Below are 25,162 nucleotides of genomic sequence, written 5' to 3' on the forward strand. Positions count from 1 at the left end.
CAGTGCGGGCCTTTTGAGGGCCTCGTTCTCTGTCCGGTTGTGGCCCGTCAAGAAGGCTCCTCCGGGCCGGCCGGCTCGGCCGCAAAGTGCGTGATCTTGGGGTTCTCACCCCGCCAGCTCCCGAACACCGGCCGCTTGCTCACCGAGTCCCACAGCATCAGCCTTGTGCCGTCCTGCGGCGCCTCGGCTATCGGCTTCCAGTTCGGGGCCAAGGCCGCTCGGATCGCGCAGAGTGCGGCGGCCGTTGGAACGATGCCAAGCTGTGGGATCGACAGGTCCATCATCAGCTCTGCAGTGACGCCGTCCGGTGGCAACCTCATGGCTTTGCACAGGTGGCTTCTGGCGGCGTGCTCAAGGGCGCTCATGCTCGCTGCTCCCAGCTGGCTGTCAGGCGCTGCACCTGCCCGCCGCGTGCCTCGAACTGCTCCACCGTCTCGGCCGGCCGCTGTCCGTCCTTTTCCTTGCCCCAGGCTTTCGCCGGGGCCAGGCCGGACAGCCGCTCCACCCGCGCCCTGTTGATCGTCATCTTGTCCGCCGTGCGCAGGCCTGCCGCCCCACCTCGCCTCGCGGCCCGGCGCAGCGCTTGCTTGTGTGCCTTGTCGAGACGGCAGCGCTCGCGCTGCTCGTCCGTCACAACGAACGCACGGGGCATCCCGATGCCCGACAGCCGGAACAACGCCCGCTGGCCAGTGCCATCCTTCACGAGGTAGTTGGCCTCAGTCAGGTCCCGCAGCGCGCTGCGGATTCGGGCACGATCGGTGGGCATCGTTGCACCCACGCCCTGGTAAATCTCGCGGGCCACCAGCGCCGCGGATGGCCGGCGCTCGAACAGCGCGCGCACTCGGCCTGCATTGGTCTTGCTCCTGTCCATCATGGTCATGCCCTCAATTCGTTCACGTAGGTCTGATTGGCAATCAGCTCGTCATCGGAGCCGTACGTCTCGTGGAAGGTCCGCGAGCCATCCAGCAGGCTCGGGCCGTAGATCTGGCGCATCGTCGCGAAGGTGTTTCCCTCCATCGGATGCCGCATGTGGTGCCACTTGCAGAGGGCGTAGCCGAACATGTGGCCGCGCCGCAGGTTCCCGCTCTTGGCGTGGTTGTAGTCGCAGCCGTAGACCACCAGCTCCGGGTCCAGCAGCTCCTGCATCTGCAGCGCCAGACAGGCCATGCACGGTCCCGTCTTGGCCAGCTCGATCCGGGCGGCTTCTTCCCTGGTCGGCGGTGGTGCCTTCGACCACATCAGGGCGCGCCCTCCCTGCTCATCCTTGAGGGGCAAACCCGCCGGTAGTAACCGATGCCGCTGTGCGGGTCCTCGCCGTCGCCGGCGATGTGAAAGCTCATGCGCTTGCCCAGGCCGCAGGGGTTGTAGTCCTTCGGCGGATCGGAATCGGCGGTCCAGAACTTGAAATGCCGGCACTCGTCGCACGGCTCCACCTCCCCCACGTCCTTCCGTTCGTTGCGCCGCCGGACGACCTCCTCCAACAGCTGGTCAGTCGTGAACTGGGCGAGGATCTTCCGGGCGGCCATCAGCGCAACTCCGGAATTGGGCCGGCGTAGCGAGTGATCGGAATCCGCCGCATGCCGTCGCGCCAGACAGTCATCCCGCGCGTCGCGTAGACCACCATCGGCTTGATCCCGTAGCCGTAGGCCAGATACCAGCCCGCCTCGGCGACCGGCTCGCTCACAGGGCGCACTTCGACGTTGAAGTGATCGGGGCTCATGCGGCTTTGCCCTCCAGCAGCGCGACGATCTCGGCCAGGCGCGAACGGGTCCGTTCGTCCGCTGTCGGCGATGGCTCAACCGTTCCAGCCAGCAGCGCCAGCGGGTTGAAGGCTGGGGTGGCGGGCGGAAGTGCCAGGTACTCCGCCACCTGTTCCTTCAACAGCTGGCCAGCGGCCACCGCTTCCCGCAGTACGCTGTCCCGACCGGACACGTCGCCGCCGAGGGACAGCTGGTAGGTGGCCGTGCGGTGTCCAGCGCGCGCTTCCTTCACCAGCCGGGTGTACACCTCCAGGAATGCCGGCCGGGCCGCGATCTTGTCGCCTGCCTGCACCAGCGGCAACGCCGCCGCCCACGCATCGCGGGTCTGCTCAGTCCACACCACGGTCGCACCTTCGTCGGCGGCACGGATCGCGTTGGCCCATGCCTCATTCGGTGCCGGATGGCCGTCCTCGATGCGTTCGAGGATCGCCGCCAGCGAAAGCCGCGCCTTCAGCTCCCGGCGGCACGACGCCAGCGCGCGCTCCAGCATCGGCAGCGGGTACTGCGCCAGGTCCGAAACCATGAACACGGCTGCGCTCGGGCTGATCCGGTCGCCGATTACCTCGGCCGTTGCCACCAGCAGCTCGACAAGCCGCTCCTGCTCGAAGTCACTGAGCATGGCCGGCTCCCTTGATCTTCCGCAGTAGCGCCTTGGCTTCGTCGGCCGCGTTGGCGTTGGACTGCGTCTGGTCCTGCTGAGCGGCGCTGGCTTGGGTCATCTGCCGGCCGGTGGCCCACTGCGTGCGGTATGCCTCGCACTTCGTCAGCAGCGCGCCCAGGTCGTGCATGTTCTGCACCACGTAGCGCTCGTTGACGGTCAGGAACCACGCGGCCACCAGCGGGGCCTCGCCGTGGCCGAGCCGCTGCACGATCTGACGGACGTTGCTGTTCACCTTGGCGTTGCGCACCGGTGCCACGCCGTGGCGGTCGCGGTACGCACTGGCGTAGGCCGCCCAGGTGGCACGGCACGCAGCCTGCAGGTCGGTCTCAGAATCCACCGCCAGCGGCGCGGCCGGCAGGCCCGCCGGAAATGACGGTTCTCCTGACGGTTCATTGAGGGTTATATGACGGTTAGGCGGCACGGGGCGCACCCCTAGACCTGCGCCCGGTGCATCCCCCCCTGCATGGGGCGCATCCCCTCCTGCAGCGGGCGCACCCCCTGCATGGGGCGCAGCCCCTGCGCCCGGTGCAGTACCTGCTTTTCCAGACTTGCGGCCGGCCTTCGACGGCGCAGCGGCCTTGTCGAAGCTGGCCGGAGTGACTCTGTAGACCGTGCTGCTGTTGAACCGGCGGTCACGGGTCAGCAGGCCAACGGCCTCCAGATGATCCATTGCCGTGCGCACAGCGCGCGCCGACATGCAGCAGCGAGCGGCGATGGTGCCCACCGCCGGCCAGCACACACCGTCGTCGTTCGCCTGATCAGCAAGCGAGATCAGCACAGCCTTCTGCGTGACGCTCAGGCCCTGCAGCGGCCAGCACTGCGACATGATGATGGTCGACATGTCAGAGCCCCAGCGTCAGGTTCTCGCCCGGAGCAACCGGCCACCAGGTGCAAGCGCTACCGTCGCCGCTGGCGCAAGGCGCCTTCGGGCCTCTCCACACGCGGCCCTGTTTCTCCAACTCAGGCAGGCGTCGGGCGATCATGTGTCGGTCTAGCCCAGTAAGGGTCGCAAGGTGCAGGCTGCTCTGGCCCGGGTAGCGCCTTACCGCTGCCTCGGTCGTTGCCTGTTGGGCACGCTGTTTGCCACTGACCACCAAACGGCTCGCAGCTTCATCGCTGGTGCTGGGATCAGTGGAGCGAGCGGGATGGTTCATCGGGCCGTCTCCAGTCCCATGGCGCGGATGACGGCCTTGCGGAAGGTCAACGCGCTGATGACCATGTCATCGCACTCGTTGATGATCTTGTGCCCGTGGGGACGGTCCTTTTCATCAATCACACCGTCGGCAACCGCAGGGCTGATTGCGGCGCACAAGTCACCGAAATCCTTCATCAGCTGGCCAACGCCGGTCGTATCGGCTACCGTTTCTATGGCATCCATGCGGATCGGCAGGATGCCGCGCCGCCTGGCAAGCTCACGCTCACAACTGCTGCGGTACGGCTCCGGCAGGCTCAGCACCCACGCGTCCTCCAGGTCGGCCGGCAGAGTCTTCACCACGCCGTCGAGATAGCGGCCGAGGATCTGGCCGTTGTGCTTCTTGTCCGCGTCACCATCGCCACCGAGCGTGATGCGGAACGGAACCTCACGGTCGTCCTCGCCCAGCAACGACAGGTAGGTATCGGCCACCGCCATCGCAAAGCTGCGGCGGTTGGAGCCGGTATCGCGCAGCATCTGCTCGGTAAATCCGTAGATCACCGTCTGGCGCTTGGGCAGGAATTGGGGCTTGGGCTTCATGACAGGCTCTCGGGGGCGGCGCAGGATGGGCGCCATGGAGATAAACGATTCAGGGACGACGACCGGGAGCCGCTTGCTCGAAAAGCGCAGGCCGCAGAGTGCGGGCGGCAGCCAGCCCAGCATTGAAGATCAGTGCGATATCCTCGCCAGCGAGGTCGTGCTGCTCCGCGTATTCGCGGATGCGCGACAGGTGGTGCTCCCGCACCTGCTCGGGGGTCTGGTCAGACATTGGGGTTCTCCATGGAGACGGAACAAATCGAAACTCGCGGCGCGGACGGCCGCAGGGTGTGGGTCATCAAGCACTTCACCCGCATCGACACCTCGGACCTCGACGGGCCAAGCTGGATCGAGGGGATGGCAAGGCACACTCTTGGCGACGGCAGCGCCGTCAATGCCGACGCCGACGGATTTGAAGTGGTTGCGACAGGCGAGCGCTTGGTTCGGCTGTAGCCCATCACGCCACCTCAATCGGTGCGATGCGGCCTGCATCGGGGTCGTCGTTTGCCGGCTTGGCCGGCTCCGGCTGCTCGGTGTGCCCAAGCAACTTCATCACCTGCGGCAACGGCGGGACCATGTCCTCATCCGCCCAACCGCTCACCTGCTCAACGGGCAGGCCAAGAACCTTGGCCAGGTGCACGTCGTTACGCAGGCCCAATCGGGCACGCAGCGCGCGCTTGCTCATTCGACTGTCGATCAGGGCAGTCACCTGCGCGTTCGGCTGGGTTTTCTCTACGGCAGCACGCGGCTGCCCGCCAACAGATGGGCTAGGGCCGAAAACGAGGGGAAGGAGGTCATAGCGCGATACAGCGCCGCCAGTGACCTGTTCGATCTGGACGGCCCGCTCTGCCCGGATCGCGGTAGTCCCGTTCTCCCACTGCGAGACAAGGCCCTGGGTGGCGGACGTACCCATTTCCGTCAGCAGGGCGGCGAACGCTGCCTGCGACAGCCCCTTCTCTTTTCGATAGGTGACGATGTCCATCGCCCAAGTATGAGCGCCCCTGATATTAGCGTCAATAGCGCCCCTATTGGACTGTCGTGAACGTGTTCATTAGCGTTCCTGATATGGAATCGTCGCGCAAAGCCAAGCCAACCAAAGCGGATATCGCGGCAGCAGCCCGCCTTAAGTCCGTATGGACCTCTAAGGCGAGGAAGCTCGGGATCACTCAGGAGAAGGTGGCATTGGAGCTTGGTATCACCCAAGGAGCCGTAAGCCAGTACCTCAACGGAAAGATCCCGATGAACTTCCGAACGCTGAAGGTCTTTGCGGCGTCGTTGGGCATTGAGGACACGGAAATTAGGAACGATCTCCCAGAGCAGCAATTCACAGCTACTAATGCCAAGGACGACGACTACGCCGATGTACTCGGCTACTCACAGGCCGCGGGCTTAGGTTCAGGCGCAGAAGCGGTCGAGTACGCAGAAACCCACAGCCTAAAATTCAAGAAGACCAGCCTCCGGAGGCGCGGCATCTACGGCCGCAACCTTGCCGTCTACTACGGCAAGGGCGACAGCATGGAACCAACCATCAAGGACGGAGATGCCATCCTCTTCGACACCTCTGATACGCGAGTCGTGGATGGCGTTCTCTACGTCATCCAGGTCGATGGCTACGCGAATCCTGAGTTCTACGTGAAACGCGCCCTGGTGCTCGACGCCGGCGTCTACTTCCAAAGCGATAACCCGCGAGGCGACCACCAATGGCAGAAGCCGAAGCCAATGGCGTCGAAGCGACACCCGATCACCGTCATAGGTCGAGTCCATTGGATTGGCGGATGGGCTGACTGAGGCCACGGGAGGCCGTATATGAACGGACAGGTCGCAGGCTCCATTCTGCCCATTGTGGAAATCACTGAGCGGAGTTCCGATGGTAGGACGATGCCATTCAAATGCCGAGGCGAGGATGGGCACCTCTATTACGTCAAGGGTAGATCAGCCACTCATGAGAGCTTGATCTGTGAGTGGATGGCTGGGCACCTCGCCGCCCGCATGGGACTGAATTTGCCTCGCTGCGCGATCGCTGCTGCGCCCGCTGGCTTGGTGCGCCTGCACCCGGAGGGGCGGGAGCTAGGCAGCGGCCCCGTCTTCGCTTCAAGGGCAGTGGAAGGACTGAACTGGATAACATACGCATCTAGGCTGAGGGTCCCGCTACCAGTGCGGCGGGACGTTCTCGTATTTGACTGGTGGGTCCACAACGCCGACAGAACCTTGACAGAGACGGGCGGGAACCCAAACCTCCTCTTCAATGCGGAGTCAGAGGAGCTTGTGGTCATCGATCACAATTTGGCGTTTGACGCCGAATTCGATGAAACGACGTTCCTCCAGACTCACATCTTCGGAGATGAATGGAACCCGCTTTGCCAAGACCTGGTGGAGATGGCAAATTACCAAGCTCGGCTGAGCGAAGTACTGGCAGATACATGGGACACCGCCTGGGCGAGCGTTCCTAGCGAATGGTTGTTTCACGATGATGAACAGACCATCCCCGTAAATTTTGACGAGCCCGCTTGCAAGGCACTGCTGGCTCGGTGCATCCATCAAGACTTCTGGAGGCTGGCATGAAGACCAAGGTTGCCTGCCAATACGCGATTGTGAGGTTCATCCCTTACGCCGAAACTGGCGAGTTCGCCAATGTCGGGGTTGTTCTCGCGTGCCCAGAACTTGGGTTCCTGAAGGCTAGATTGGCTCCCACGAACCGTACTCAACGCGTTACGGACTTCTTCCAGGGCCTCGGCCCTAGGATCTATCGTGAGGCAATGAAGTACGTTCGGTCAGAAATTGTGCGCATAGCAAATGCCGTGCAAGACGGTGCGCTGCCGGCGCATTACGCGTTCGACTCGATTACTCGGCCCAGAGAGGCCCTGATGACATTCAGCGCAACCCGGGTCATCTTGGCAGACAGCCCCGATCAAGCATTGACGGAGTTGTACGAGCGATTCATTGAACGTGACTTTGCGACCAAGGAGTACCACGAGCAGATCCTTACCAAGGGTGTAGGGAAGATTCTTAGCGGTGCTCGCCTCAAGACCTATTTCGATGATCTCCCCGTCGGCGACGACAGCTTCAGCGTGAAGTTCCCCTTCGTGTCTACCAGTCAAGACGCGCCCAAAGTCGTGATCAAGCCGCTCTTCCTGGGTCAGGATGAGCCGAACAAGATCTTCGAGCACGGCGGGATATGGGTTCACAAGGTGGCGCGCCTGAAAAAGCACCGGCTACTCCCGCAGCACACGCTGTTCGCTATTGAGGCTCCAGTCGCCGGAACTAGCATCAGCACGAACCGCTTCAGGGCGACTCGCGAGATCACGGAAGAGTTGCGAGAGCTGAGCGTTGAAGTGGTAGACGCATCGGACAGGCCGGCCATTCTCCACTTCGCAGAGAAAGCCGTACCGCGCTACTGAAAAGGCCCCGCTCCGGCGGGGCTTTTCTTTGGGGCGGCAGAAGCTTAACGCCTTCATCCTAAATATAAGCGCCCCTATTGACCTATAGAATTAGCGCCACTAATCTATTCCTGCCACCCAACACCACCCCATCCCGGGGCCGGGCGCAGGAGATCACGCATGGCCACCCTTTCCCTGGGCGTCAGCAAGGCGCCACCTACCGTAGTCGCCATGCCCGCAGTGGGCATGGTCGCCATCAAGGTCGGCGCCGCCAGCTTGTACGTTGAGCAGGAAGAGGCGGACCGCCTCGCCCTGGATATTCAGCAGGCCGCGCTGGAACTGCGCAGCAGTACGGCGGCCGCCGCATGAGCGCCGTCGTCGCCCAACACTCCAGCGCTCAGCGCGCCGCAGCCGCCGCAGGCATCGTCGCCCGCGCCGGGCGCCGCTGGGGCCTCCTCCCCTACCAAGTCGTCATCGCCTCCAGCATCGCCGCCAATGCCGTCCTGCGGCACGGTCATAGCGCTGCAGGCGCCGTCGCCGCTGTCCGAAGCGCAGCGCGCGCCCAAGGCGGTGCTGCATGAACACTGCCAATGGCAAGCATGGATGCTGCGCCGACAAGGCATGCAGCGGCAGCACCTGCATGGAGCTGCCCGTGGGAAAGACGTGTGGTGACTGCGTCCACGTGCACCGGTGCTGCGCGATCTTCGGGCACACCACCACCGCCACGTGGGGACAGGATCCACTCAATTCCTCTGCCGCATGCCTGCTGATTTCGGAGGATCTCGCGGTTGGATTGAGCGCCCTAGTGGCCAGCCGGGTAGCGGCTCTTGTGCGAAGCACGCAGACAGGTCGTCCAGGCTTCATCGAGCCGTTTCACTGCGAAATCAACGTCTCGCCTGTAATGCGTCCAAAAATCTCGCCACCCGGCAGCGTCGGGGGAACCCTCACTTCCTGCTTCAAGTGCAACGCAGAGCCTTTGTGCTGCATGAATCGCTACAGCGACCCGCTCCGCCACACCAAGGTCGATGGCCTGAGGCCACTTGCTCAGGTCGAGTTCTCTTTGCGCGAGCACACGCAGGGGCTCACCGCTGCGAGCAAACTGGGCGCGATAGTCAGGATCGTTCATGAACCGCTCTTGCGCGGCTTGGGATTCCGGACCGGCCAAGCCAAATGGATAATCGCGCGATATCGATTCAGCACGTGCCCATGCTTGAGCGATATCCCCGCTGAAGGACAAAACGAGCAGCGCGTTGGCACGTCTTCGCTGCCTGATTCTCGTGACGGCCGGTGCAGCCAAGGCAGCCAAAACGCCTGCCGCCGTCGCCACGGCCGAGGCTGCGTCCCAATCGAGAACGCACGTGGAACTTACCCAGTAGCACTCACTGATCCCATTCTACCAGCCCATTCCATGATCCCCCTGTGGATTCGCCGGCATTCTGCCACGCCCCACGACCCGGAGATATGTCGTGCGTAGCCAGCTCGACATCTTCGATCACGACCCAGCCCGCATGGCAGCGGCCAACCGCGCCGCCGCCTACGTGGGCGAAGCCGAACGCTGGGAACACCTCGCCGCGCACAGCGCGCGCTCCACCAGTAGCAAGGACATGCAGGCATGAGCAATGCCAACAAGATTGCGGCGCCGGCGAACGCTATGTCAGTACCAGCTCGAGCCCATCAGATCGCTAAGCAGAGCTTCGGCTTTCTCCATGGCGTCCTTCTGCGAAGCCACCGGAATGGCCAAGCCGGTCTGGCTGGGACCGTAGATCACGTGGATAGCAGTCACCTCGCCTCTGCCGGGGCCATCGGTAGCTACACGGACCGTCACGTCTCTTCCCCTGATCTTGAAGTTCCAGTCCTCGTGCCACCGCGCTCGCTCGACCACTTAACTCCCCTGTCACAACCATCCCACTTCTCAGCATACAAGACCTCGCCAACGTGGAGCGCGTCGTCCAATGACTGACCAGCTGCTCGCCGCCGCACCAGTACGCAACGTCACCAGCGCGCAGTTCATTGCGTCGCCCGGCTCGAGCGTCCTTGCCGCTCGATTCCAATGTCTGCTGTCGTGCGGCCACGTCGTGATTCGCCCAGGTGAGCACGTGCGCGGCACAAGGTTCTCCGTCCGTGCGCCCCACACAGCACCGTGCAACCAATGCCCGAAGGAAAAGCTCCAGGCCCACATCGAGGAGTGCAAGAAGCCATGACCCAGGAACATATCAGCCACCCGGAAGGGTTGCCGAACTGCGCCGCCGGCCACCGCGCGCGCCACATCCACGACAAGCGCTGCGCCTCCGCCGGCGGTGGTCACATGGTCGAGTGCGCTTGCAGGTCGACCAGCAAGCATGCAGATCCCGACAAGGCCATCGCAGCATGGCGCCGGCTCAACCGTCCCGAGCGCAGCGCGCGCAGGGCGGAGCCGACGCTGCCAGAGAACGTGCTGCAGCTGCCGCTCCTGGCCTCGCATCGGGAGGTGCGCCGTGTCGGCGGCTGACAAGATCATGCGTCCTGGCGCACACGGCGATGTGGCCGAGCTAACAGGCGCACACACCAAGCGCAGGCAGATTCAGAACCTGGCCCGCAACGGCATCCCGCATACCATTAACGCGGCCGGATGGCCGGTGGTCATGTGGTCGGCAGTCGATGGCTCGGCGAAGAAGGCACCCGAGGCGGATGGCGCTTGGTCAAGCAACGCTATGAGGCCCGCAGCGTAATGGGACGACGCTCTAAGGATCCTGGTGCCATCCCACACATGCGGAAGCGTGTGCGGGGCAAGACCACGTATTACTTCTTCGACCACGGCGGCAAGCCGCGCCGGGAAACAGCACTGGGCAAGAGTTATCCAGAGGCTGTGCGCAAGTGGGCCGAGCTGATGGCGACCGAGGCAGCTGTGCCGGAAATCGTTACTTTCCGCGATGCCGCCAAGCGGTACAAGCAATTGGTCATCCCGAAGAAGCGCGCATCAACGGCCAAGGTCAATCTGGCGGAGTTGGCGAAGCTCGAAGAATTCTTTTGCAATCCGCCTGCGCCACTGGCCAAGATCAGGCCGCTGCACGTTCGTCAGTACTTGGACTGGCGAACCAAGAACGGGTCGGTGGCCATGGTCAGCGCCAACCGCGAGAAGGCGCTGCTGAGTCATCTGTGGAACAAGTGTAGGGAATGGGGCTTCACCGACGCGGAGAACCCTTGCAAGGGTGTGCGTGGTTACGGCGAAGCAGGCCGCGATGTGTACGTCGAGGACGACGTCTACCGGGCGGTGTGGGATGCAGCAGATCAGCCACTGAGAGACGCCCTGGATCTGGCCTATCTAACGGGTCAGCGCCCTTCGGACGCCCTTAACATGGACAGGCGCGACGTGCGCGATGGCTTCCTGCACATCAGCCAGAGCAAGACGAGGCACAAGCTGCGCATTGCCATTGAAGGGGAGCTGGCCGAACTACTGGTGCGCTTCAGCGCCAGGACGTTCAAGCGGCGCGGCAAGCAAAAGGGCGCGGTCATTGTGCACACGGCGCTGCTGCTGGACGAATACGGTCAGCCCCTCAGTAGGGGTCAGCTGCGGAGCCGGTTTGACGCAGCGCGCGAGCGTGCAGGCGTGCCCAAGGCGGCGTTCCAGTTCCGGGATCTGCGGGCAAAGGCAGGCACCGACAAGGCCGACGCTGCGGCGGACATTCGCCAGGCCCAGCGGCAGTTGGGCCACTCGTCCGTGGTGATGACCGAGACCTACACGCGAAAGCGAAAGGGCGACCGTGTAACCCCGACGAAGTAGTTTTGCGGAAAAGACAGGCGATTGCGGAAAAACAAAAAGGGCTCAGGATCGCTCCGAAACCCTTCTGTCGCAATGGTGGGCCGTGAAGGATTCGAACCTTCGACCAAAAGATTAAAAGTCTTCTGCTCTACCGACTGAGCTAACGGCCCAATGCATCGCCCCGGCCTTTCGGCGGGGTGGGCATTCTACCCTATTTTGGCCGGTCGCGTGGAACCCCGGTGTGTCGGGGTTGCCGGCCAGCGGCCGGCACTACCAGCGGGATTAAACCTTTGGCGCCACTGGCGCATCCCATCTGTGGTCCTTTCTGGAGCCATGGATGCGTCTGATCGTCAGCCTGCTTGCCGCCCTGCTGCCCTGCACAGCATTGGCTTCGCCGCCCCAGCTCGTCACCGACGACATCGCCCGCTTCTGGGCCACCTATGACGCGGTGCGCGCCGAACCCGATGCCGAGCGCCGGGTGGCGCTGGTCCAGCAGCGCTACATCGATCCGGGCAGCCCCGGCCTGCATGCACTGATGCAGGCCCGCCATTACACCGCCCGCGAGTACGCCGAGGCCATGCAGTCATGGCCACGCTTCTGGACGTCGGTACGGCCGTTGACTGCGAACGCGCAGCAGGCCAGCGCCACGCTAGAGCGGGATCTGACCGCCTTCCGCGCGCTCTACCCGGCACTGCGCCCGGCCACCATCACCTATGCGATCGGTGTCCTGCGCACCGGCGGCACCACGCTGGGCAACAAGGTATTGATCGGTGCGGAGATGGCGCTGGGTGATGAGCGAGTGGATGTAAGCGAGCTTCCGGAGCCGATGCGCAGCCGGCTGCGGATCTTCTACGACAGCCGCCCGGGCGCGAACAACGCGCAGAACAACCTGCACGAGTACGTGCATACCCAGCAGCGCGAGACCACCGGCAGCCTGGCCCAGCATGCATTGCGCGAGGGCGTCGCCGAGTATGTGGCCGAGCGGCTGAGCGGGCGTCGGCCCGCGTTGCCGCTGTATGCCTACGGGCCCGCGCACGAAGCGGAGATCCGCACGCGGTTCATTGCCGAGATGAGCGGGGACAACCTCGACAACTGGCTGTACAACAGTGCGCGCAATCCGTTCGGGGTGAGCGATCTGGGCTACTACGCCGGCTACCGCATCGCGCAGGAGTACATGCGCCAGCAGACCGATGAGAACGCCGGCATCGCGCGGATGATCGAGCTGGACTATGCCGATCCGAAGGCGGTGGCCGACTTCATCGAGGCATCGGGATGGTTGCAGGCCCGGTAGGTCAAGGAGCGCGAACCCACGGTTCGCAGCTACAGTGAAGCCGGCCAGCGGCCGGCTCTACCAGACGCGGTCAGGCGTACAGCGTGGGGTCGGGCACGCCGGCTTCGGCGAAGCCCTGCGCGCGCAGGCGGCAGGCGTCGCAGTGGCCGCAGGCGGCGCCGTTGGCGTCGGCGTTGTAGCAGGACACGGTCAGTCCGAAGTCCACGCCCAGGCGCACGCCTTCGCTGACGATCTGGCCCTTGCTGAGGAACTGGAGCGGTGCGTGCACCTTGATGCCCGCGCCCTCCACACCCGACTTGGTGGCGAGGTTGGCCAGCGTTTGGAACGCGGCCACGAACTCGGGGCGGCAGTCGGGGTAGCCGGAGTAGTCGACGGCGTTGACGCCGCAGAAGATGTCGTTGGCGCCGAGCACTTCGGCCCAGCCCAGGGCCAGCGACAGCATGATGGTATTGCGCGCCGGCACGTAGGTGACCGGAATGCCGGCACCACCGGCCTCCGGTACGTCGATGTCATCGGTCAGCGCCGAGCCACCGATGCTGCGCAGGTCCACGTCCACGGTCTTGTGCGCGACCACGCCCTGGGCCTTGGCCACGCGGGCGGCGGCATCCAGTTCGGAGGTGTGGCGCTGGCCGTAGCGCACGCTCAGGGCGTGCACGGCGAAGCCCTGTTCCTGGGCCATGGCGATGACGGCGGCTGAATCCATGCCGCCGGAGAGAAGCACGACTGCCTTCTTCATGGGGAATCTTCCGGTTGGGAGAGGAAAGCCAGCACGCTGTCCCGCGCCGGAGCTACATCAGGGAACGCTGCACCGGCTCATCGGCCGGGCTCGTCGTTCCACAGGATTTTATGCAACTGCATCTGGAAGCGCACCGGCAGCCGGTCTTCGACGATCCAGTCGGCCAACTGCCGCGCGGTGATCTCGCCCTTGCTCGGCGAGAAGAACACGGTGCAACGCTTCACCAGGCCGTGCTCGGCGGCCATGGCCTTGGCCCAGTCGTAGTCCTCGCGGCTGCAGATGACGAACTTGATCTGGTCGCGCGCGGTCAGCAGCGGCAGGTTTTCCCAGCGGTTGCGCGCCACTTCGGCCGAACCCGGCGTCTTGATGTCGACCACGCGCGACACGCGCGGGTCCACTGCGCTGACATCCAGCGCGCCGGAGGTTTCCAGCGAGACATCCATGCCCGCATCGCACAGCTTCTGCAGCAGCACCAGGCAGCGCTTCTGCGCCAGCGGCTCGCCGCCGGTCACGCAGACGTGGCGCACGCCCTGGGCCAGCACCTCGGCCACGATATCGTCGATATCCCACCAGGTGCCGCCATGGAAGGCATAGGCGGTGTCGCAGTACTGGCAGCGCAGCGGGCAGCCGGTCAGGCGCACGAACACGGTCGGCCAGCCAGCGGTATCGGCTTCGCCCTGCAGCGAGGTGAAGATCTCGGTGATCTTCAGGCGCGGCAGCGGCGACTGCACGATGTCGCTGGGGGTGGCGACGGCGTTGGACGGGGTAACGGCGGTCATGGCGGAAAGTTCTTCATGGGACGGGCAGCCGATTCACGGCGCCGGAAACGAAAGCAGCCGAGCATGGGCTCGGCTCTACAGGAGGCTGCCGGGCATCAGCCCAGCGCCACGGTGCGTATTGTACGCCCGGTCAGCGGATCTGCTTGCCCAGGCGGATGGACTGCAGACGGTCCTGCGCGGTGCGCGCGGCGTCCGAGCCGGGGTACTGCGCCACGACGGTCTCCAGCGTCTGCTGGGCCTGGTCGACCTTTCCCTCGCCGTACTGCGAGAGGCCGATCTTGAGCAGGCCGCCCGCGGCCTTGTCGTGGGTCGGATAGCGCGAGAGCAGTTCTCGGAACTGGGTCTCGGCCATCGGGAAATTGCGGGTGGCGTAGTAGCTCTCGCCCAGCCAGTACAGCGCATTCGGCGCGTAGACGCCGTTCGGGTACAACTCCAGGAAGCTCAGGAACAGCTGCGCCGAATCGTCGTACCTGCCGGCCTTCAACGCATCGAAGGCAACGTTGTAGGAGGTGCGCTCGTCGCCGGTGGCGGCAAGGCTGCCAGCATCACCATGGACGGAAGGCGGCCGCTCGGAAGTGGCCGCCGCTGCGGGTTTTGCCGGGGCCGGTGCGGCCTTCGGCGCGCTCGCCGGAACAGGCGGCAGGGCCGGGGCGGCATTGCCCCCTTCCAGCCGGTTCAGGCGGCTGTCCAGATCCAGGTACTGGTCCTGGGCGGACTGCTTGAGCTGGGCGTTGTCATGCTGCAACTGCTCGATCGAGGCCTGCAGGCTGGTGACCTGCTGCCGCAGCTGATTGATCTGGTTCAACAGGTCCTGGTTGGCACTGTTGTTGTACATCTGCTGCTCGAGCGCGCCGACACGGTCAGCCAGGCTCTGTCGCTGTGCGTGCGCCGGTGCGGCAGCCACGAGGGCTGCCGCAACGACCAGCATCAGTTTGATGCCAATGCGCATGGATTACTGCGCGGTGTAGACGATTTCGACGCGACGGTTCTGCGACCAGCAGGACTCGTTCGACTCGGTGCAGACCGGACGCTCTTCACCGTAGGACACGACGGTCAGCTGCGAAGCCGAACCACCGTTGGCCTGCAGGGCCGAGCTGACGCCGTTGCCACGACGCTCACCCAGGGCCTGGTTGTACGCGCGCGAACCGCGCTCGTCGGTGTGGCCCTGCAGGGTGATGCGCGAGGACGGACGGTCACGCAGGTACTTGGCGTGGCACGCCATGATGGCCTGGAATTCCGGCTTCACGTCTTCCTTGTCCAGGTCGAAGTAGACCACGCGCTGGCGCAGGCAAGCGTCGGTGTCCAGGTCGCCCGGGCCGTACAGGCCGGAGGTCGACGGACCGGTCGGGGTGGTGGTCGAGGTGCCGGTGTCGACCGGGGCTGCCGGCTCTTCCTTCACCTTCTTCGAGCAACCGGCCAGGACGGCCACAGACAGCAGGGAAACAAGCAGAACGCGGGTGGACTTGTTCATGGCGATACCTTTGTGGCTCCTAAGCCGATGAGGGGTTCAAGACAACGAAAATATTAACACTCTTTTAGCGCTGGGTACGGTATGGGGACCATGCCGGTTCGCGCACATCACCGTCAGCCAGGACCAGGCGCTGGCGAACCCGCGCATCGGCCGAAACGGCATACAACACACCACGGCCACCTTCGCGGGCGGCGTACAGCACCATGCTTGCGTTGGGCGCAAAGCTCGGCGATTCATCCAGCGAACCCGGGGACAGCGTGCTCCAGCGCGGCGAGCCCAGCGAGCTGTCCATCATCGCGATCTTGTAGCTGTTGCCCGAGCCCTGGGCGACGGCGATCTTCTTGCCATCGTAGGACACCGACGGCTTGGCATTGTAGTTGCCCTGGAAGGTCACGCGCTCGGCGCTGCCGCCGCCGGCACCGACCTTGTAGACCTGCGGACGGCCGCCGCGATCGGAGGTGAAGTACACCGCGCTGCCGTCCGGTGCCCAGGTCGGCTCGGTATCGATGGCGAAGTGGTTGGTCAGCTGGGTCAGCTGCTTGCTGCCCAGGTCCATCACGTAGATTTCCGGGTTACCGGAGCGCGACAGGGTCAGGGCCAGCTTGCGGCCGTCCGGCGAGAACGCCGGGGCGCTGTTGATGCCGCGGAAGCTGGTGACCAGCTCGCGCGCACCGGTACCGATGTTCTGGATGTAGATGGCCGAATTGCCACGCTCGAAGCTGACGTAGGCCAGCTTGCTGCCATCCGGACTCCACGACGGCGACAGCAGCGGCTCGGCCGAGCGCACGATGGTCTGCGGGTTGAAGCCATCGGAATCGGCCACCATCAGCGCGTAGCGCATGGCGTCGCCCTTGCCACTGGCGGTCACGTAGGCGATGCGGGTCCAGAAGGCGCCGCGCACACCGGTGATCTTTTCGTAGATGGCGTCGGCCATCTGGTGGGCAACGTCGCGCATGGCATTGCCACGGGCGGTCATCGCCAGGCCCAGCAGGCGCTCGCCCTTGGGCACGTCGAACAGTTCGTACTCGACGCGGTAGGCACCGGCACCGGCATCAAGCACGCGGCCGACCACAATGTAGTTCTGCTTCAGCGCGCGCCAGGTCGCGAACTGGATATCCCCTCCCCGCACGGGCTTCTCGACGATCTGCGCTTCCGGCAGCGTGCGGAACTGGCCCGAACGCTCCAGATCGGCACGGACCACGCCGGCGACGTCGGTCTGCGGAGCGGCCGACGAACCCTGATAGGGCATCGGCACGATGGTGATCGGCAGCGCGGAGGCATTGCCGCCGATGATGTCGATATCCAACCCCTTCTGCTGCGCGGCGGCAGCAAAGGGCAGCAACAGGGCCGCAAACACGGCAAGCCAGCGAGGCATCTTTTTCATGGAGCGCTCAATAAGGGGAAACCGGAACGAGGGATAACAAAGCGGGAGTGAACCGCTTCGCAATCATGAACCAAGGGTACGTGAATTCCGGGTCAGTTCCAGCCCGTCTTCTCACGCACCGTTAACGTCGTGGCTAACATCGCACCGTCTGCCCTGGTCACGCCGCCCCGGAGGACGGCGTTCGACAGCAGCCCACAGCCTGCCCGGTCGAAACCGAGCACACCAGAGGCAAGCGCGACAACCGTGGGCAGGAGTGGCCCGAGCCCCCCCTGCCCTGCCCGCCTCAGCGATCCTGGGCGGTAAAGGTGAAGTTGAGCGTGCGTGCGAACACCGACTCGAAGCCACGGTACGGCAGGGGCTGCGCGTTGAGCACGGCGGCCTCGATCGAACGCTTGCCGGCCTCGTCGTAGGGGCAGTTCGGGCTGACCTTGGCCTGCATCACCGTGCCACCCGGAATCTGGGTGATGGTGATCTGGCAGCGCTGGCCCAGTGGCACCGTATCCGGGCGCACCCACTGCGACAGGACCTTGGCCTGGATCGCCGCGGCGTACTTGGCCGAAAGATCATCGCTGTTGCCACCGCCACCGGCGGCCGGCTGGGACGCACCGCTGGCACCGGCGGCGGCACTGCCCGCGGCATTGCGCGCGGCGGCGACCTGGCGCAGCTTCTGCTCGGCCAGCTTGGCTTCCTTTTCGGCCTGCTCGCGGCGGGCACGGATCTCGGCGATCTTCTTCTGCTTCTCGGCCTCGGCCTTGTCCGCGGCCTGGCGCGCCTGATCGGCCAGCTTCTTCTTCGCGTCTTCTTCCTGCTGCTTGGCCAGGCGCAGCTTCTGCTCGGCCTCTTCCTGGCGCTTGCGTTCGGTCAGGTCGATCTGCTCCTGGCGGCGCTTGGCTTCCTGTTCCTGTTTCGCCTTCTCCTGCGAGATGGCCAGCGCGCTCACTGCTTCCTGGTCCTTGGTATCCGGCTGCGCGACGCGCTCCTGCGCCTGTTGCTGCTGCGGCGTGGGGGCGTCCTGTGGGCGCGGCTCGGGAATCGGCTGTGGCGGCGGAATGGTGTCTTCCGGCACCGGATCCGGCTCGGCCACCGGCGGCGGCAGGTCCTCCAGCTTTTCGGACTGGCGCAGGGCCTGGCGGGCGGCGGACGCCTCGGACGCGGACAGCGCCAGGCTGGCCTCCACCGACGGATCACCGGCGGCGGCGTCGGTGTTGCGCTCGGGTGACCAGAACCAGGCCACGATGAAGACCAGCGCGACCAGCAGGTGCACCAGCAACGCCAGCGCCAGGGGCAGGCCCCAGCCGGGTTCGCGCTGCTGTGGAGGTGGCAGGGCGTCAGCGTGCATCGGTGGCCAGGCCTACCTTGTCTACCTTGGCGCGCTTGATCACATCCATCGCGGCGATGACCTTTTCATAGGCCACGGCACGGTCGGCGGCGACGATCACGCGCACGCCCTTGTCCTGGGCGGCGATGCCTGCCAGGCGGCCTTCCAGTTCCTCGGCCGACACGGCGGTCGGTTCCTTGGCATCGGGCAGCTTCAGGCTCAGCTGGCCGTCCTGGCGCACCGAGACGATCACCGGGTCCTGCTTGCTTTCCAGCGCCTTGGCGTTGGATTGCGGCAGGTCGACGTCGAAGCTCAGGGTGAGCAGCGGCGCGGTGACCATGAAGATGATCAGCAGCACCAGCATGACGTCGATGTAGGGAACGACGTTGATTTCCGATTTCAGCTTGCGGCGCTTGCGGCGACCGATGGCAGCGGACATGGCTTGGACTCCCGGGTCAGGCGCTTACTCGTCGCCAGCGCTCTGGCGCTGCAGGATGGAGCTGAACTCTTCGGCAAAGGTCTCGAACCGCACCGACATGCGCTCCACGCGGGTGGTGAAGCGGTTGTAGGCCCACACCGCCGGGATCGCCACGAACAGGCCGATGGCGGTGGCGAACAGGGCTTCGGAGATGCCTGGCGCGACGGCGGCGATGCCGGCCTGCGCACCGCTGCTGATCATGTCGTGCATGGTCACCATGATGCCGAACACGGTACCGACCAGGCCCACGTACGGGGCAGTCGAACCGATGTTGGCCAGCAGTTCCAGGTTGCGCTCAAGCTGGTCCACTTCGCGGGTGTAGGTGGTGCGCATGGCGCGCTGCGCGCCTTCCAGCTGCGCACGGCCATCCAGGCGGCGCTTGTCGCGCAGACGGGTGTACTCGCGGAAACCGGCTTCGAAGATGGCTTCCAGGCCGGTCACGCTGCGACTGCGGTCGGTGGCGGCGCTGTACAGCTTGCCCAGGTCGGCGCCGGACCAGAAGCGGTTCTCGAACTCGTCGGCTTCGCGGGTGGCCTGCTTGAACACGCGGGCCTTGCGGAAAATGATCACCCAGCTGACGAACGAGCCGACCAGCAGCAGCAGCACGATGATCTTCACCGGCAGGCTGGCCTTGGCCATCAGTTCGAGGTAGTTGATGCCGCCGCCGGTGGTGGCCTGGGCAAGGGTCTGTGTCGCGGCGTTGCTGACGTCGGCCGGCAGTGCCTCGGTGACCGTGGCCTGCAGGGCCAGGAGCGTTGCGATCATCCGTTGTTCCTCAGTGTTCGGATTCGGGGTGGAGGTGGGGTTGCAGCATGGCAAGGACGGCCTCGTCCATGCCACGCGGGCGGAAACTGGCCGCTTCCAGTGCGGCGATGCGGACCCGGGCCGACAGCAGCAGCTCGCCGTCGCGCAGGATCTGCTGGTCGAAGACCATGCTGGCCTTCTTCAGCTGGACCAGGCGGGCGCTCACCTGCAGGGTGTCATCCAGCCGTGCCGGCTTGATGAAATCCATCTGCATCGAGCGCACCGCGAAGACCATCCCATGCTCGGCGCGCATGCGCTCCTGGCCGTAGCCGAGCGCACGCATCCATTCGGTCCGGGCCCGTTCCATGAAGGCCACATAGCGGGCGTGGTAGACCACGCCGCCTGCGTCGGTATCTTCCCAGTAAATGCGTGTCGGCCAACTGAATAGTGGCTCAACCGACATCGGGAACCTCCGCGAACAGGTCCTGCGGCGGGTTCTTCGGCTTCAGGCCCATGTGCCGGTAGGCCTTGTGGGTGGCCATGCGGCCGCGCGCGGTGCGCACCAGGAAGCCCTGCTGGATCAGGTACGGCTCGACCACGTCTTCCAGCGTGCCGCGCTCCTCGGACAGCGCCGCGGCCAGCGACTCGATCCCGACCGGGCCGCCATCGAAGTAGTCGACCAGGGTCTTGAGCAGGCGCCGGTCGAGCTCGTCGAAGCCTTCCGGATCAACCTTGAGCATCTTCATCGCGGCCTGCGCCACGGCCTCGTCGATGTGGCCGCCCGCCTTCACCTGCGCATAGTCGCGCACGCGGCGCAGCAGGCGGTTGGCGATACGCGGGGTGCCGCGCGCGCGGCGCGCGATCTCGCCGGCGCCATCGGCGGTGCAGTCGATGCCGAGGATGGTGGCCGAGCGGCGCACGATCCGGGTCAGCTCCTCGACGCTGTAGAACTCCAGCCGCTGGACGATGCCGAAGCGGTCGCGCAGCGGCGCGGTCAGCAGGCCGGCGCGGGTGGTGGCACCGATCAGGGTGAACGGCGGCAGGTCGATCTTGATCGAACGGGCCGCGGGGCCCTCACCGATCATGATGTCGATCTGGAAGTCTTCCATCGCCGGGTACAGCACTTCCTCGACCACCGGCGACAGGCGGTGGATCTCGTCCACGAACAGCACGTCGTGCGGCTGCAGGTTGGTCAGCAGCGCGGCGAGGTCGCCGGCCTTCTCGATCACCGGGCCGGAGGTCACCCGCAGGGCCACGCCCAGTTCGTTGGCGATGACGTGGCTGAGCGTGGTCTTGCCCAGGCCGGGCGGCCCGAAGATCAGCACGTGGTCGAGCGCGTCGCCGCGCCCCTTGGCCGCTTCGATGTAGATCTCCATCTGCTCGCGCACCGGGGCCTGGCCAAGATAGTCGGCCAGGCGCTTGGGGCGGATGCTGGCGTCGGCGGCGTCATCCTCGCGGGTGGCGCCGGCGCCGATGATGCGGTCGTCGGTCATACCGTGATTATGCGGTAAATGGTTGCATTCCGGGGCCGGAAGCACGGTAGTGCCGGCCGCTGGCCGGCAACCCCATGAACACCGGTGGTGCGGCGGAAGCCGGCCAGCGGCCGGCACTACCAGACCTCAGATCTCGACCTGGGCCCCGAGTTCGACCAGGCGGTTGCCGGGAATACGGAAGAAGCCCGTGGCCGGCGCGGCATTCCGGTGCATCAGCGCGAACAGCTTGTCGCGCCAGATCGGCATGCCGCGGTTGGCGGTGGCCACGATGGTTTCGCGGCTGGCGAAGAAGGTGGTGTCCATCGGGTCGAAGTAGATGCCACCGTGGTCACACGAGCGCATCAGCGCCAGCGGCACGTCCGGGGTTTCCATGAAGCCGAAGCGCACATAGACGCGGTAGAACTCGTCGCCCACCGATTCGATCTTCAGCCGCTGCCCTTCCATCGCATACGGGATCGGCAGGGTCTCCACGTGCAGGAACACGTTGCGTTCGTGCAGCACCTTGTTGTGCTTGAGGTTGTGCATCAGCGCATGCGGGGCGACGGTCGGGTCGGCGGTGAGGAACACTGCAGTGCCCGGCACGCGCACCGGCGGTGCCAGCATCAGCCCAGGCAGGAAGGTATCCAGGCGGATGCCGTCCTTGCGGATCTCATCGCGCAGCAGTTCGCGGCCACGGCGCCAGGTGCGCATCATGGTGAACAGGAAGATCCCCAGTACCACCGGGAACCAGGCGCCCTGCAGCAGCTTGGCACCGTTGGCGATGACGAAGCCGAGGTCGATGATGAAGAACACCACGCACAGCGGCAGCAGCCAGGCGCGCGCCTTCGGCCACAGCGAACGGGCCACCAGGGCCAGCAGCAGGGTGTCGATCAGCATGGTGGCCGACACCGAGATACCGTAGGCCACCGCCAGGTTGGACGAGCTGCGGAAGGCCAGCACCAGGCCGATCACCATCACCGCGATGCCCCAGTTGATGCCCGGGATGTAGATCTGGCCGATGGTGTCGTGCGAGGTGTGCTTGATGCGCATGCGCGGGATGTAGCCCAGCTGCATCGCCTGACGCGAGACCGAGAACGCACCGGTGATGACCGACTGCGAGGCAATCACCGCCGCCATGGTGGCCAGGATGATCATCGGGTACAGCGCCCACGGCGGCACCGCCTCGAAGAACGGGTTTTTCAGCGCCTCGGGGTGGTTGAGCACCAGTGCGCCCTGCCCCAGGTAGTTCAGCACCAGGCACGGCAGCACGAAGAAGTACCAGGCGTGTCGGATCGGCTTGGCACCGAAGTGGCCCATGTCGGCGTAAAGCGCCTCGCCACCGGTCACCGCCAGCACCACTGCGCCGAGGATGAAGATCCCATGCCAGCTGTGCTCCATGAAGAAGCGGATCGCCCACCACGGGTTGAATGCCTTGAGCACTTCCGGCGCATCGACGATGTTGTAGATGCCGATCGCCGCCAGCGAGATGAACCAGACCGACGTGATGGGGCCGAACGCCTTGCCGATCTTCTCGGTACCGAAGCGCTGCGCCGCAAACACCATCAACAGCACCACCACCGTGATCGGCACGATGAAGGCATGCAGGCCCGGCGCGGCCACCTCCAGGCCTTCCACCGCACCCAGCACCGATATCGCCGGGGTGATCACGCCGTCGCCGAAGAACAGCGAGGCACCGAAAATGCCGAGGATGCCGACCACGTAGGCCGAGCGCGAGCCGTTGCGCAGCGTGCGCTGGGTCAACGCCATCAGCGCCATGATGCCGCCCTCGCCGTCGTTGTCGGCGCGCATGATGATGGTCACGTACTTCAGCGTGACCACGATGTTCAGCGCCCAGAACGCCAGCGACAGCACGCCCAGCACGGTGTCGTGGTCACTGTTGAGCCCGTAGTGCGGCGAGAACGCCTCCTTCAGCGTGTACAGCGGGCTGGTACCGATATCGCCGAACACCACGCCGATCGCACCGATGATCAGCGCCATGCCTCCTGCTGGAGGGGCGTGACCGTGGCTGCCGGAGGCAGCTGCGTGCGGGGTTTGACTGCTGGACATGGGACTCCTGGCGATGCTCAGGCGGTTCGTTGAAGGAAAGGGACGCGGCTCAGCGCAGCGCCGACTGCAGCGCCTTGCGGATCACGGTGGCTACCTCGTCGCCTTCATTGAAGGCGTCGCGGGCCATGCGTGCCGCTTCGGCCGGCTTGTAGCCCAGCTGCTGCAGGGCCACGGTGGCATCGGACAGCGGGTCGGCCGGGGCTGGGCCGCTGCCGGTGGGCAGCGCGCCGCCGGCGCCGAACTGGGCGGCGCGGTCACGCAGTTCCAGCACCATGCGCTCGGCAGTCTTCTTGCCGATGCCGGGGATGCGGGTCAGCGCCGTGATGTCACCGGCCTGGACCATGCGCGCGAACTCCTCGACGGAAACGCCGGACAGCACCGCCAGCGCGATCTTCGCGCCGATGCCACTGACCTTCTGCACGTCGCGGAACAAGCGCCGCTCACCCTCGCGCAGGAAGCCGTACAGCGAAACGCTGTCTTCCTTCTGCGCGTAGTGGGTGTACAGCGTGACCTCGCGGCCGAGCTCGGGCAGGTCGTAGAAGGTGCTCATCGGCGCCTCCAGTTCGTAGCCCACCCCGTTCACGTCCACCACCAGCCACGGCGGCGCCTTGTAGGCGACGATGCCGCGCAGTCGACCGATCATTGCGTGCAGCTCCTCATTTGCGGCCCCACGCCTGGCGGGCACTGAGCCCCAGGCGGTTGGCCGTTGCCCGTACGTGGGCATGGGTGATCGCCACCGCCAACGCGTCGGCCGCGTCGGCCTGCAGCTTGGTTTTCAGGTTGAGCATGAGCCCGACCATGTGTTGAACCTGTTGCTTTTCGGCGCCACCACGGCCCACCACGGCGAGCTTGATCTCGCTGGCGGCGTATTCGTGCACCGGCAGGTCGCGCAGCACCACGGCCGAGATCGCCGCGCCCCGGGCCTGGCCCAGCTTCAGCGCCGAATCGGGATTGCGGGCCATGAACACCTTTTCAATGGCCACTTCCTGCGGCTGGTACTCGCGGCACAGGTCGGCCAGGCCCAGCACCAGCAGCTTCATGCGCTGCGGGAAGTCGTCGGCGCCCAGCAGCACCAGTGGCTGGTGGTGCACGTAGGTGACGCGGCCGGCGACATCGACATCGATGATGCCGACCCCGGTCCGCTGCGAACCGGGGTCGATGCCGAGGATGCGGGTCATGCTGCACTCCTGGCGGGGCGGAACGGGATGCGCTGGCAGGCGTATGGGCTCATGACTGTCCGCGGTGACCGTTCAACGGCCCGCGCCCAGGCCGTCGAAGACGGCTCAGGCGTAGGCGTCGGCGCCGAGTTCGGCGTTGGAATACACGTCCTGCACGTCGTCCAGGTCTTCGAGCATGTCCAGCAGCTTCTTGACCTGCAGGGCGACGTCGCCTTCAACCTTGATGTCGTTGTCCGCGCGGAAGGTGATCTCGGCGTGGTCGGCGATATGGCCGGCGGCGGCCATCGCATCCTTCACCGCGTTGAACGCGTCAGGGCTGGTGACCACATCGATCGAGCCGTCATCGGGGTAGACCACGATGTCATCGGCACCGGCCTCAATGGCCGCTTCGGTGATGGCTTCCTCGTCGGCCCCTGCGGCGAAGCTGAGCACGCCCAGGCGCTTGAACATGAAGGCCACCGAGCCCTCGGTGCCCATGTTGCCACCGCACTTGCTGAACGCATGGCGGACATCGGCCACGGTGCGCACGCGATTGTCGGTCAGGCAGTCGACGATCACGGCCACGCCACCCGGCGCGTAGCCTTCGTAGCGGACTTCCTCGTAGTCGACGCCTTCCAGCTCACCGGTCGCCTTCTTGATGGCACGCTCGATCACGTCCTTGGACATGTTCACGGCCAGGCCCTTGTCCACGGCCACGCGCAGGCGCGGATTGTTGTTGGGGTCGCCTCCACCGCCGCGCGCGGCAACGCCGATCTCGCGGATGATCTTGGTGAAAATCTTGCCGCGCTTCGCGTCGGACGCGTTCTTGCGGGCTTCGATGGAGGGGCCTCTACCCATGGGTGCTACCGTCTGGCTGCTTCAGGATCAAGGCGCGGATTCTACCTGATCGGGCGCTGCAACCGTGTCTAGGCCCGTATTGTTGTAGAGCCGAGCCAATGCCCGGCTCCATGGGCCCGACCGAATGCAGCCGAGCATGGG

Annotated in this window: 36 protein-coding genes and 1 tRNA gene; 11 read left to right on the forward strand and 26 right to left on the reverse strand. The window is 65.3% G+C overall.

Going from position 1 to position 25,162, the window contains the following annotated elements:
• Nucleotides 1–47: 47 nt before the first annotated feature.
• The 9 genes from ACMGRF_RS13660 to ACMGRF_RS13700 form a co-directional block, all read right to left on the reverse strand.
• Nucleotides 48–365 carry a hypothetical protein gene (locus ACMGRF_RS13660; protein ID WP_414485303.1) on the reverse strand — a complete coding sequence of 106 codons (318 nt, stop codon included), beginning with the start codon at nucleotides 363–365 and terminating at the stop codon, nucleotides 48–50.
• Entirely contained in the window at nucleotides 362–880 is a 519-nt protein-coding gene (locus ACMGRF_RS13665; RefSeq protein ID WP_414485304.1) for a hypothetical protein, read from the reverse strand. Before ACMGRF_RS13665 ends, ACMGRF_RS13660 begins: the two co-directional genes overlap by 4 nt.
• Nucleotides 877–1,239 carry a Ref family recombination enhancement nuclease gene (locus ACMGRF_RS13670; RefSeq protein WP_414485305.1) on the reverse strand — a complete coding sequence of 121 codons (363 nt, stop codon included), beginning with the start codon at nucleotides 1,237–1,239 and terminating at the stop codon, nucleotides 877–879. The genes ACMGRF_RS13665 and ACMGRF_RS13670 overlap by 4 nt, the downstream gene beginning before the upstream one ends.
• On the reverse strand, nucleotides 1,239–1,526 hold the full coding sequence (locus ACMGRF_RS13675) for a hypothetical protein (protein ID WP_414485306.1): 288 nt from the start codon (nucleotides 1,524–1,526) through the stop codon (nucleotides 1,239–1,241). The genes ACMGRF_RS13670 and ACMGRF_RS13675 overlap by 1 nt, the downstream gene beginning before the upstream one ends.
• The gene (locus ACMGRF_RS13680) at nucleotides 1,526–1,720 is read right to left on the reverse strand and encodes a hypothetical protein (protein WP_065200530.1); all 195 of its coding nucleotides are present in this window, start codon (nucleotides 1,718–1,720) and stop codon (nucleotides 1,526–1,528) included. The genes ACMGRF_RS13675 and ACMGRF_RS13680 overlap by 1 nt, the downstream gene beginning before the upstream one ends.
• Nucleotides 1,717–2,379: a hypothetical protein gene (locus ACMGRF_RS13685; protein ID WP_414485307.1), complete on the reverse strand. Its 663-nt coding sequence runs from the start codon at nucleotides 2,377–2,379 to the stop codon at nucleotides 1,717–1,719. Before ACMGRF_RS13685 ends, ACMGRF_RS13680 begins: the two co-directional genes overlap by 4 nt.
• Entirely contained in the window at nucleotides 2,369–3,262 is an 894-nt protein-coding gene (locus ACMGRF_RS13690) for a helix-turn-helix domain-containing protein (protein WP_414485308.1), read from the reverse strand. The genes ACMGRF_RS13685 and ACMGRF_RS13690 overlap by 11 nt, the downstream gene beginning before the upstream one ends.
• A 309-nt stretch (nucleotides 3,263–3,571) precedes the next feature.
• Nucleotides 3,572–4,189, reverse strand: coding sequence for a hypothetical protein (locus ACMGRF_RS13695; RefSeq protein WP_414485309.1), 618 nt, complete (start codon nucleotides 4,187–4,189; stop codon nucleotides 3,572–3,574).
• A 13-nt stretch (nucleotides 4,190–4,202) separates the two neighbouring features.
• On the reverse strand, nucleotides 4,203–4,382 hold the full coding sequence (locus ACMGRF_RS13700; protein WP_414485310.1) for a hypothetical protein: 180 nt from the start codon (nucleotides 4,380–4,382) through the stop codon (nucleotides 4,203–4,205).
• 11 nt (nucleotides 4,383–4,393) lie between these two features.
• Between ACMGRF_RS13700 and ACMGRF_RS13705 the strand changes: the two genes are divergently transcribed.
• Nucleotides 4,394–4,603, forward strand: coding sequence for a hypothetical protein (locus ACMGRF_RS13705; RefSeq protein WP_414485311.1), 210 nt, complete (start codon nucleotides 4,394–4,396; stop codon nucleotides 4,601–4,603).
• A gap of 4 nt (nucleotides 4,604–4,607) precedes the next feature.
• Here the strand turns inward: ACMGRF_RS13705 and ACMGRF_RS13710 are convergent, their stop codons facing one another.
• The gene (locus tag ACMGRF_RS13710) at nucleotides 4,608–5,132 is read right to left on the reverse strand and encodes a transcriptional regulator (protein ID WP_414485312.1); all 525 of its coding nucleotides are present in this window, start codon (nucleotides 5,130–5,132) and stop codon (nucleotides 4,608–4,610) included.
• 56 nt (nucleotides 5,133–5,188) lie between these two features.
• Between ACMGRF_RS13710 and ACMGRF_RS13715 the strand changes: the two genes are divergently transcribed.
• The 5 genes from ACMGRF_RS13715 (at nucleotide 5,189) to ACMGRF_RS13735 (ending at nucleotide 8,108) form a co-directional block, all read left to right on the forward strand.
• Nucleotides 5,189–5,938 (forward strand): S24 family peptidase, encoded by a 750-nt coding sequence (locus ACMGRF_RS13715; RefSeq protein WP_227853588.1) that lies wholly within the window; start codon nucleotides 5,189–5,191, stop codon nucleotides 5,936–5,938.
• Nucleotides 5,939–5,956: 18 nt separating this feature from the next.
• Nucleotides 5,957–6,712, forward strand: coding sequence for a HipA family kinase (locus tag ACMGRF_RS13720; protein WP_227853587.1), 756 nt, complete (start codon nucleotides 5,957–5,959; stop codon nucleotides 6,710–6,712).
• Nucleotides 6,709–7,548: a DUF3037 domain-containing protein gene (locus tag ACMGRF_RS13725; RefSeq protein ID WP_414485313.1), complete on the forward strand. Its 840-nt coding sequence runs from the start codon at nucleotides 6,709–6,711 to the stop codon at nucleotides 7,546–7,548. The genes ACMGRF_RS13720 and ACMGRF_RS13725 overlap by 4 nt, the downstream gene beginning before the upstream one ends.
• Before the next feature lie 159 nt (nucleotides 7,549–7,707).
• On the forward strand, nucleotides 7,708–7,896 hold the full coding sequence (locus ACMGRF_RS13730; RefSeq protein ID WP_414485314.1) for a hypothetical protein: 189 nt from the start codon (nucleotides 7,708–7,710) through the stop codon (nucleotides 7,894–7,896).
• The gene (locus ACMGRF_RS13735; protein ID WP_414485315.1) at nucleotides 7,893–8,108 is read left to right on the forward strand and encodes a hypothetical protein; all 216 of its coding nucleotides are present in this window, start codon (nucleotides 7,893–7,895) and stop codon (nucleotides 8,106–8,108) included. The genes ACMGRF_RS13730 and ACMGRF_RS13735 overlap by 4 nt, the downstream gene beginning before the upstream one ends.
• Nucleotides 8,109–8,329: 221 nt before the next feature.
• On the opposite strand, the gene ACMGRF_RS13740 is transcribed toward ACMGRF_RS13735, so the two are convergent.
• The gene (locus ACMGRF_RS13740) at nucleotides 8,330–8,653 is read right to left on the reverse strand and encodes a hypothetical protein (protein ID WP_414485316.1); all 324 of its coding nucleotides are present in this window, start codon (nucleotides 8,651–8,653) and stop codon (nucleotides 8,330–8,332) included.
• Nucleotides 8,654–8,993: 340 nt separating this feature from the next.
• Here ACMGRF_RS13740 and ACMGRF_RS13745 point away from each other — a divergent pair, with 340 nt between their 5' ends.
• The 4 genes from ACMGRF_RS13745 (at nucleotide 8,994) to ACMGRF_RS13760 (ending at nucleotide 11,287) form a co-directional block, all read left to right on the forward strand.
• A complete protein-coding gene (locus tag ACMGRF_RS13745; protein WP_414485317.1) occupies nucleotides 8,994–9,143 on the forward strand; it encodes a hypothetical protein in 150 nt (49 codons plus the stop codon).
• Between the two features lie 581 nt (nucleotides 9,144–9,724).
• Nucleotides 9,725–10,015, forward strand: coding sequence for a hypothetical protein (locus ACMGRF_RS13750; protein WP_134709534.1), 291 nt, complete (start codon nucleotides 9,725–9,727; stop codon nucleotides 10,013–10,015).
• A gap of 7 nt (nucleotides 10,016–10,022) precedes the next feature.
• On the forward strand, nucleotides 10,023–10,235 hold the full coding sequence (locus ACMGRF_RS13755) for a DUF4224 domain-containing protein (protein WP_227860217.1): 213 nt from the start codon (nucleotides 10,023–10,025) through the stop codon (nucleotides 10,233–10,235).
• Nucleotides 10,235–11,287: a tyrosine-type recombinase/integrase gene (locus ACMGRF_RS13760; protein ID WP_414485922.1), complete on the forward strand. Its 1,053-nt coding sequence runs from the start codon at nucleotides 10,235–10,237 to the stop codon at nucleotides 11,285–11,287. Before ACMGRF_RS13755 ends, ACMGRF_RS13760 begins: the two co-directional genes overlap by 1 nt.
• 73 nt (nucleotides 11,288–11,360) lie before the next feature.
• Here the strand turns inward: ACMGRF_RS13760 and ACMGRF_RS13765 are convergent.
• Nucleotides 11,361–11,436: transfer RNA gene (locus tag ACMGRF_RS13765), tRNA-Lys, on the reverse strand.
• 167 nt (nucleotides 11,437–11,603) lie between these two features.
• On the opposite strand from ACMGRF_RS13765, the gene ACMGRF_RS13770 reads away from it, so the two are divergent.
• Nucleotides 11,604–12,557, forward strand: coding sequence for a DUF2268 domain-containing putative Zn-dependent protease (locus ACMGRF_RS13770; protein ID WP_414485318.1), 954 nt, complete (start codon nucleotides 11,604–11,606; stop codon nucleotides 12,555–12,557).
• Nucleotides 12,558–12,627: 70 nt separating this feature from the next.
• On the opposite strand, the gene queC is transcribed toward ACMGRF_RS13770, so the two are convergent.
• The 14 genes from queC to ACMGRF_RS13840 all read right to left on the reverse strand — a co-directional run bounded on the left by queC (nucleotide 12,628) and on the right by ACMGRF_RS13840 (nucleotide 25,021).
• Nucleotides 12,628–13,293, reverse strand: coding sequence for a 7-cyano-7-deazaguanine synthase QueC (gene queC, locus ACMGRF_RS13775; RefSeq protein ID WP_049413330.1), 666 nt, complete (start codon nucleotides 13,291–13,293; stop codon nucleotides 12,628–12,630).
• 77 nt (nucleotides 13,294–13,370) lie between these two features.
• Nucleotides 13,371–14,072 (reverse strand): 7-carboxy-7-deazaguanine synthase QueE, encoded by a 702-nt coding sequence (queE, locus tag ACMGRF_RS13780; protein ID WP_049441294.1) that lies wholly within the window; start codon nucleotides 14,070–14,072, stop codon nucleotides 13,371–13,373.
• Between the two features lie 130 nt (nucleotides 14,073–14,202).
• Nucleotides 14,203–15,021, reverse strand: a complete 819-nt coding sequence (gene ybgF, locus ACMGRF_RS13785) for a tol-pal system protein YbgF (RefSeq protein ID WP_019660125.1) — start codon at nucleotides 15,019–15,021, stop codon at nucleotides 14,203–14,205.
• A 3-nt stretch (nucleotides 15,022–15,024) separates the two neighbouring features.
• Complete coding sequence (pal, locus tag ACMGRF_RS13790; RefSeq protein ID WP_005418510.1) at nucleotides 15,025–15,543, reverse strand: peptidoglycan-associated lipoprotein Pal; 519 nt, start codon at nucleotides 15,541–15,543, stop codon at nucleotides 15,025–15,027.
• Between the two features lie 64 nt (nucleotides 15,544–15,607).
• Nucleotides 15,608–16,927, reverse strand: coding sequence for a Tol-Pal system beta propeller repeat protein TolB (gene tolB, locus ACMGRF_RS13795; protein ID WP_049413327.1), 1,320 nt, complete (start codon nucleotides 16,925–16,927; stop codon nucleotides 15,608–15,610).
• A 283-nt stretch (nucleotides 16,928–17,210) separates the two neighbouring features.
• Entirely contained in the window at nucleotides 17,211–18,266 is a 1,056-nt protein-coding gene (gene tolA, locus ACMGRF_RS13800; RefSeq protein WP_049413325.1) for a cell envelope integrity protein TolA, read from the reverse strand.
• Nucleotides 18,256–18,684: a protein TolR gene (tolR, locus tag ACMGRF_RS13805; RefSeq protein WP_005410751.1), complete on the reverse strand. Its 429-nt coding sequence runs from the start codon at nucleotides 18,682–18,684 to the stop codon at nucleotides 18,256–18,258. Before tolR ends, tolA begins: the two co-directional genes overlap by 11 nt.
• 24 nt (nucleotides 18,685–18,708) lie before the next feature.
• On the reverse strand, nucleotides 18,709–19,488 hold the full coding sequence (gene tolQ, locus ACMGRF_RS13810) for a protein TolQ (RefSeq protein ID WP_005410752.1): 780 nt from the start codon (nucleotides 19,486–19,488) through the stop codon (nucleotides 18,709–18,711).
• Nucleotides 19,489–19,498: 10 nt separating this feature from the next.
• The gene (gene ybgC, locus ACMGRF_RS13815; RefSeq protein ID WP_049413323.1) at nucleotides 19,499–19,930 is read right to left on the reverse strand and encodes a tol-pal system-associated acyl-CoA thioesterase; all 432 of its coding nucleotides are present in this window, start codon (nucleotides 19,928–19,930) and stop codon (nucleotides 19,499–19,501) included.
• Nucleotides 19,920–20,960: a Holliday junction branch migration DNA helicase RuvB gene (ruvB, locus tag ACMGRF_RS13820; protein ID WP_005418515.1), complete on the reverse strand. Its 1,041-nt coding sequence runs from the start codon at nucleotides 20,958–20,960 to the stop codon at nucleotides 19,920–19,922. The genes ybgC and ruvB overlap by 11 nt, the downstream gene beginning before the upstream one ends.
• Before the next feature lie 126 nt (nucleotides 20,961–21,086).
• A complete protein-coding gene (locus tag ACMGRF_RS13825; RefSeq protein WP_414485319.1) occupies nucleotides 21,087–22,937 on the reverse strand; it encodes a potassium transporter Kup in 1,851 nt (616 codons plus the stop codon).
• Between the two features lie 118 nt (nucleotides 22,938–23,055).
• A complete protein-coding gene (ruvA, locus tag ACMGRF_RS13830; protein ID WP_005418517.1) occupies nucleotides 23,056–23,649 on the reverse strand; it encodes a Holliday junction branch migration protein RuvA in 594 nt (197 codons plus the stop codon).
• A 13-nt stretch (nucleotides 23,650–23,662) separates the two neighbouring features.
• Nucleotides 23,663–24,184 carry a crossover junction endodeoxyribonuclease RuvC gene (gene ruvC / locus ACMGRF_RS13835; RefSeq protein ID WP_414485320.1) on the reverse strand — a complete coding sequence of 174 codons (522 nt, stop codon included), beginning with the start codon at nucleotides 24,182–24,184 and terminating at the stop codon, nucleotides 23,663–23,665.
• Between the two features lie 105 nt (nucleotides 24,185–24,289).
• The gene (locus tag ACMGRF_RS13840; RefSeq protein WP_262257696.1) at nucleotides 24,290–25,021 is read right to left on the reverse strand and encodes a YebC/PmpR family DNA-binding transcriptional regulator; all 732 of its coding nucleotides are present in this window, start codon (nucleotides 25,019–25,021) and stop codon (nucleotides 24,290–24,292) included.
• Nucleotides 25,022–25,162 lie beyond the last annotated feature (141 nt).

Source organism: Stenotrophomonas sp. EMP41 (assembly GCF_047495535.1).
Lineage (GTDB): Bacteria > Pseudomonadota > Gammaproteobacteria > Xanthomonadales > Xanthomonadaceae > Stenotrophomonas > Stenotrophomonas sepilia.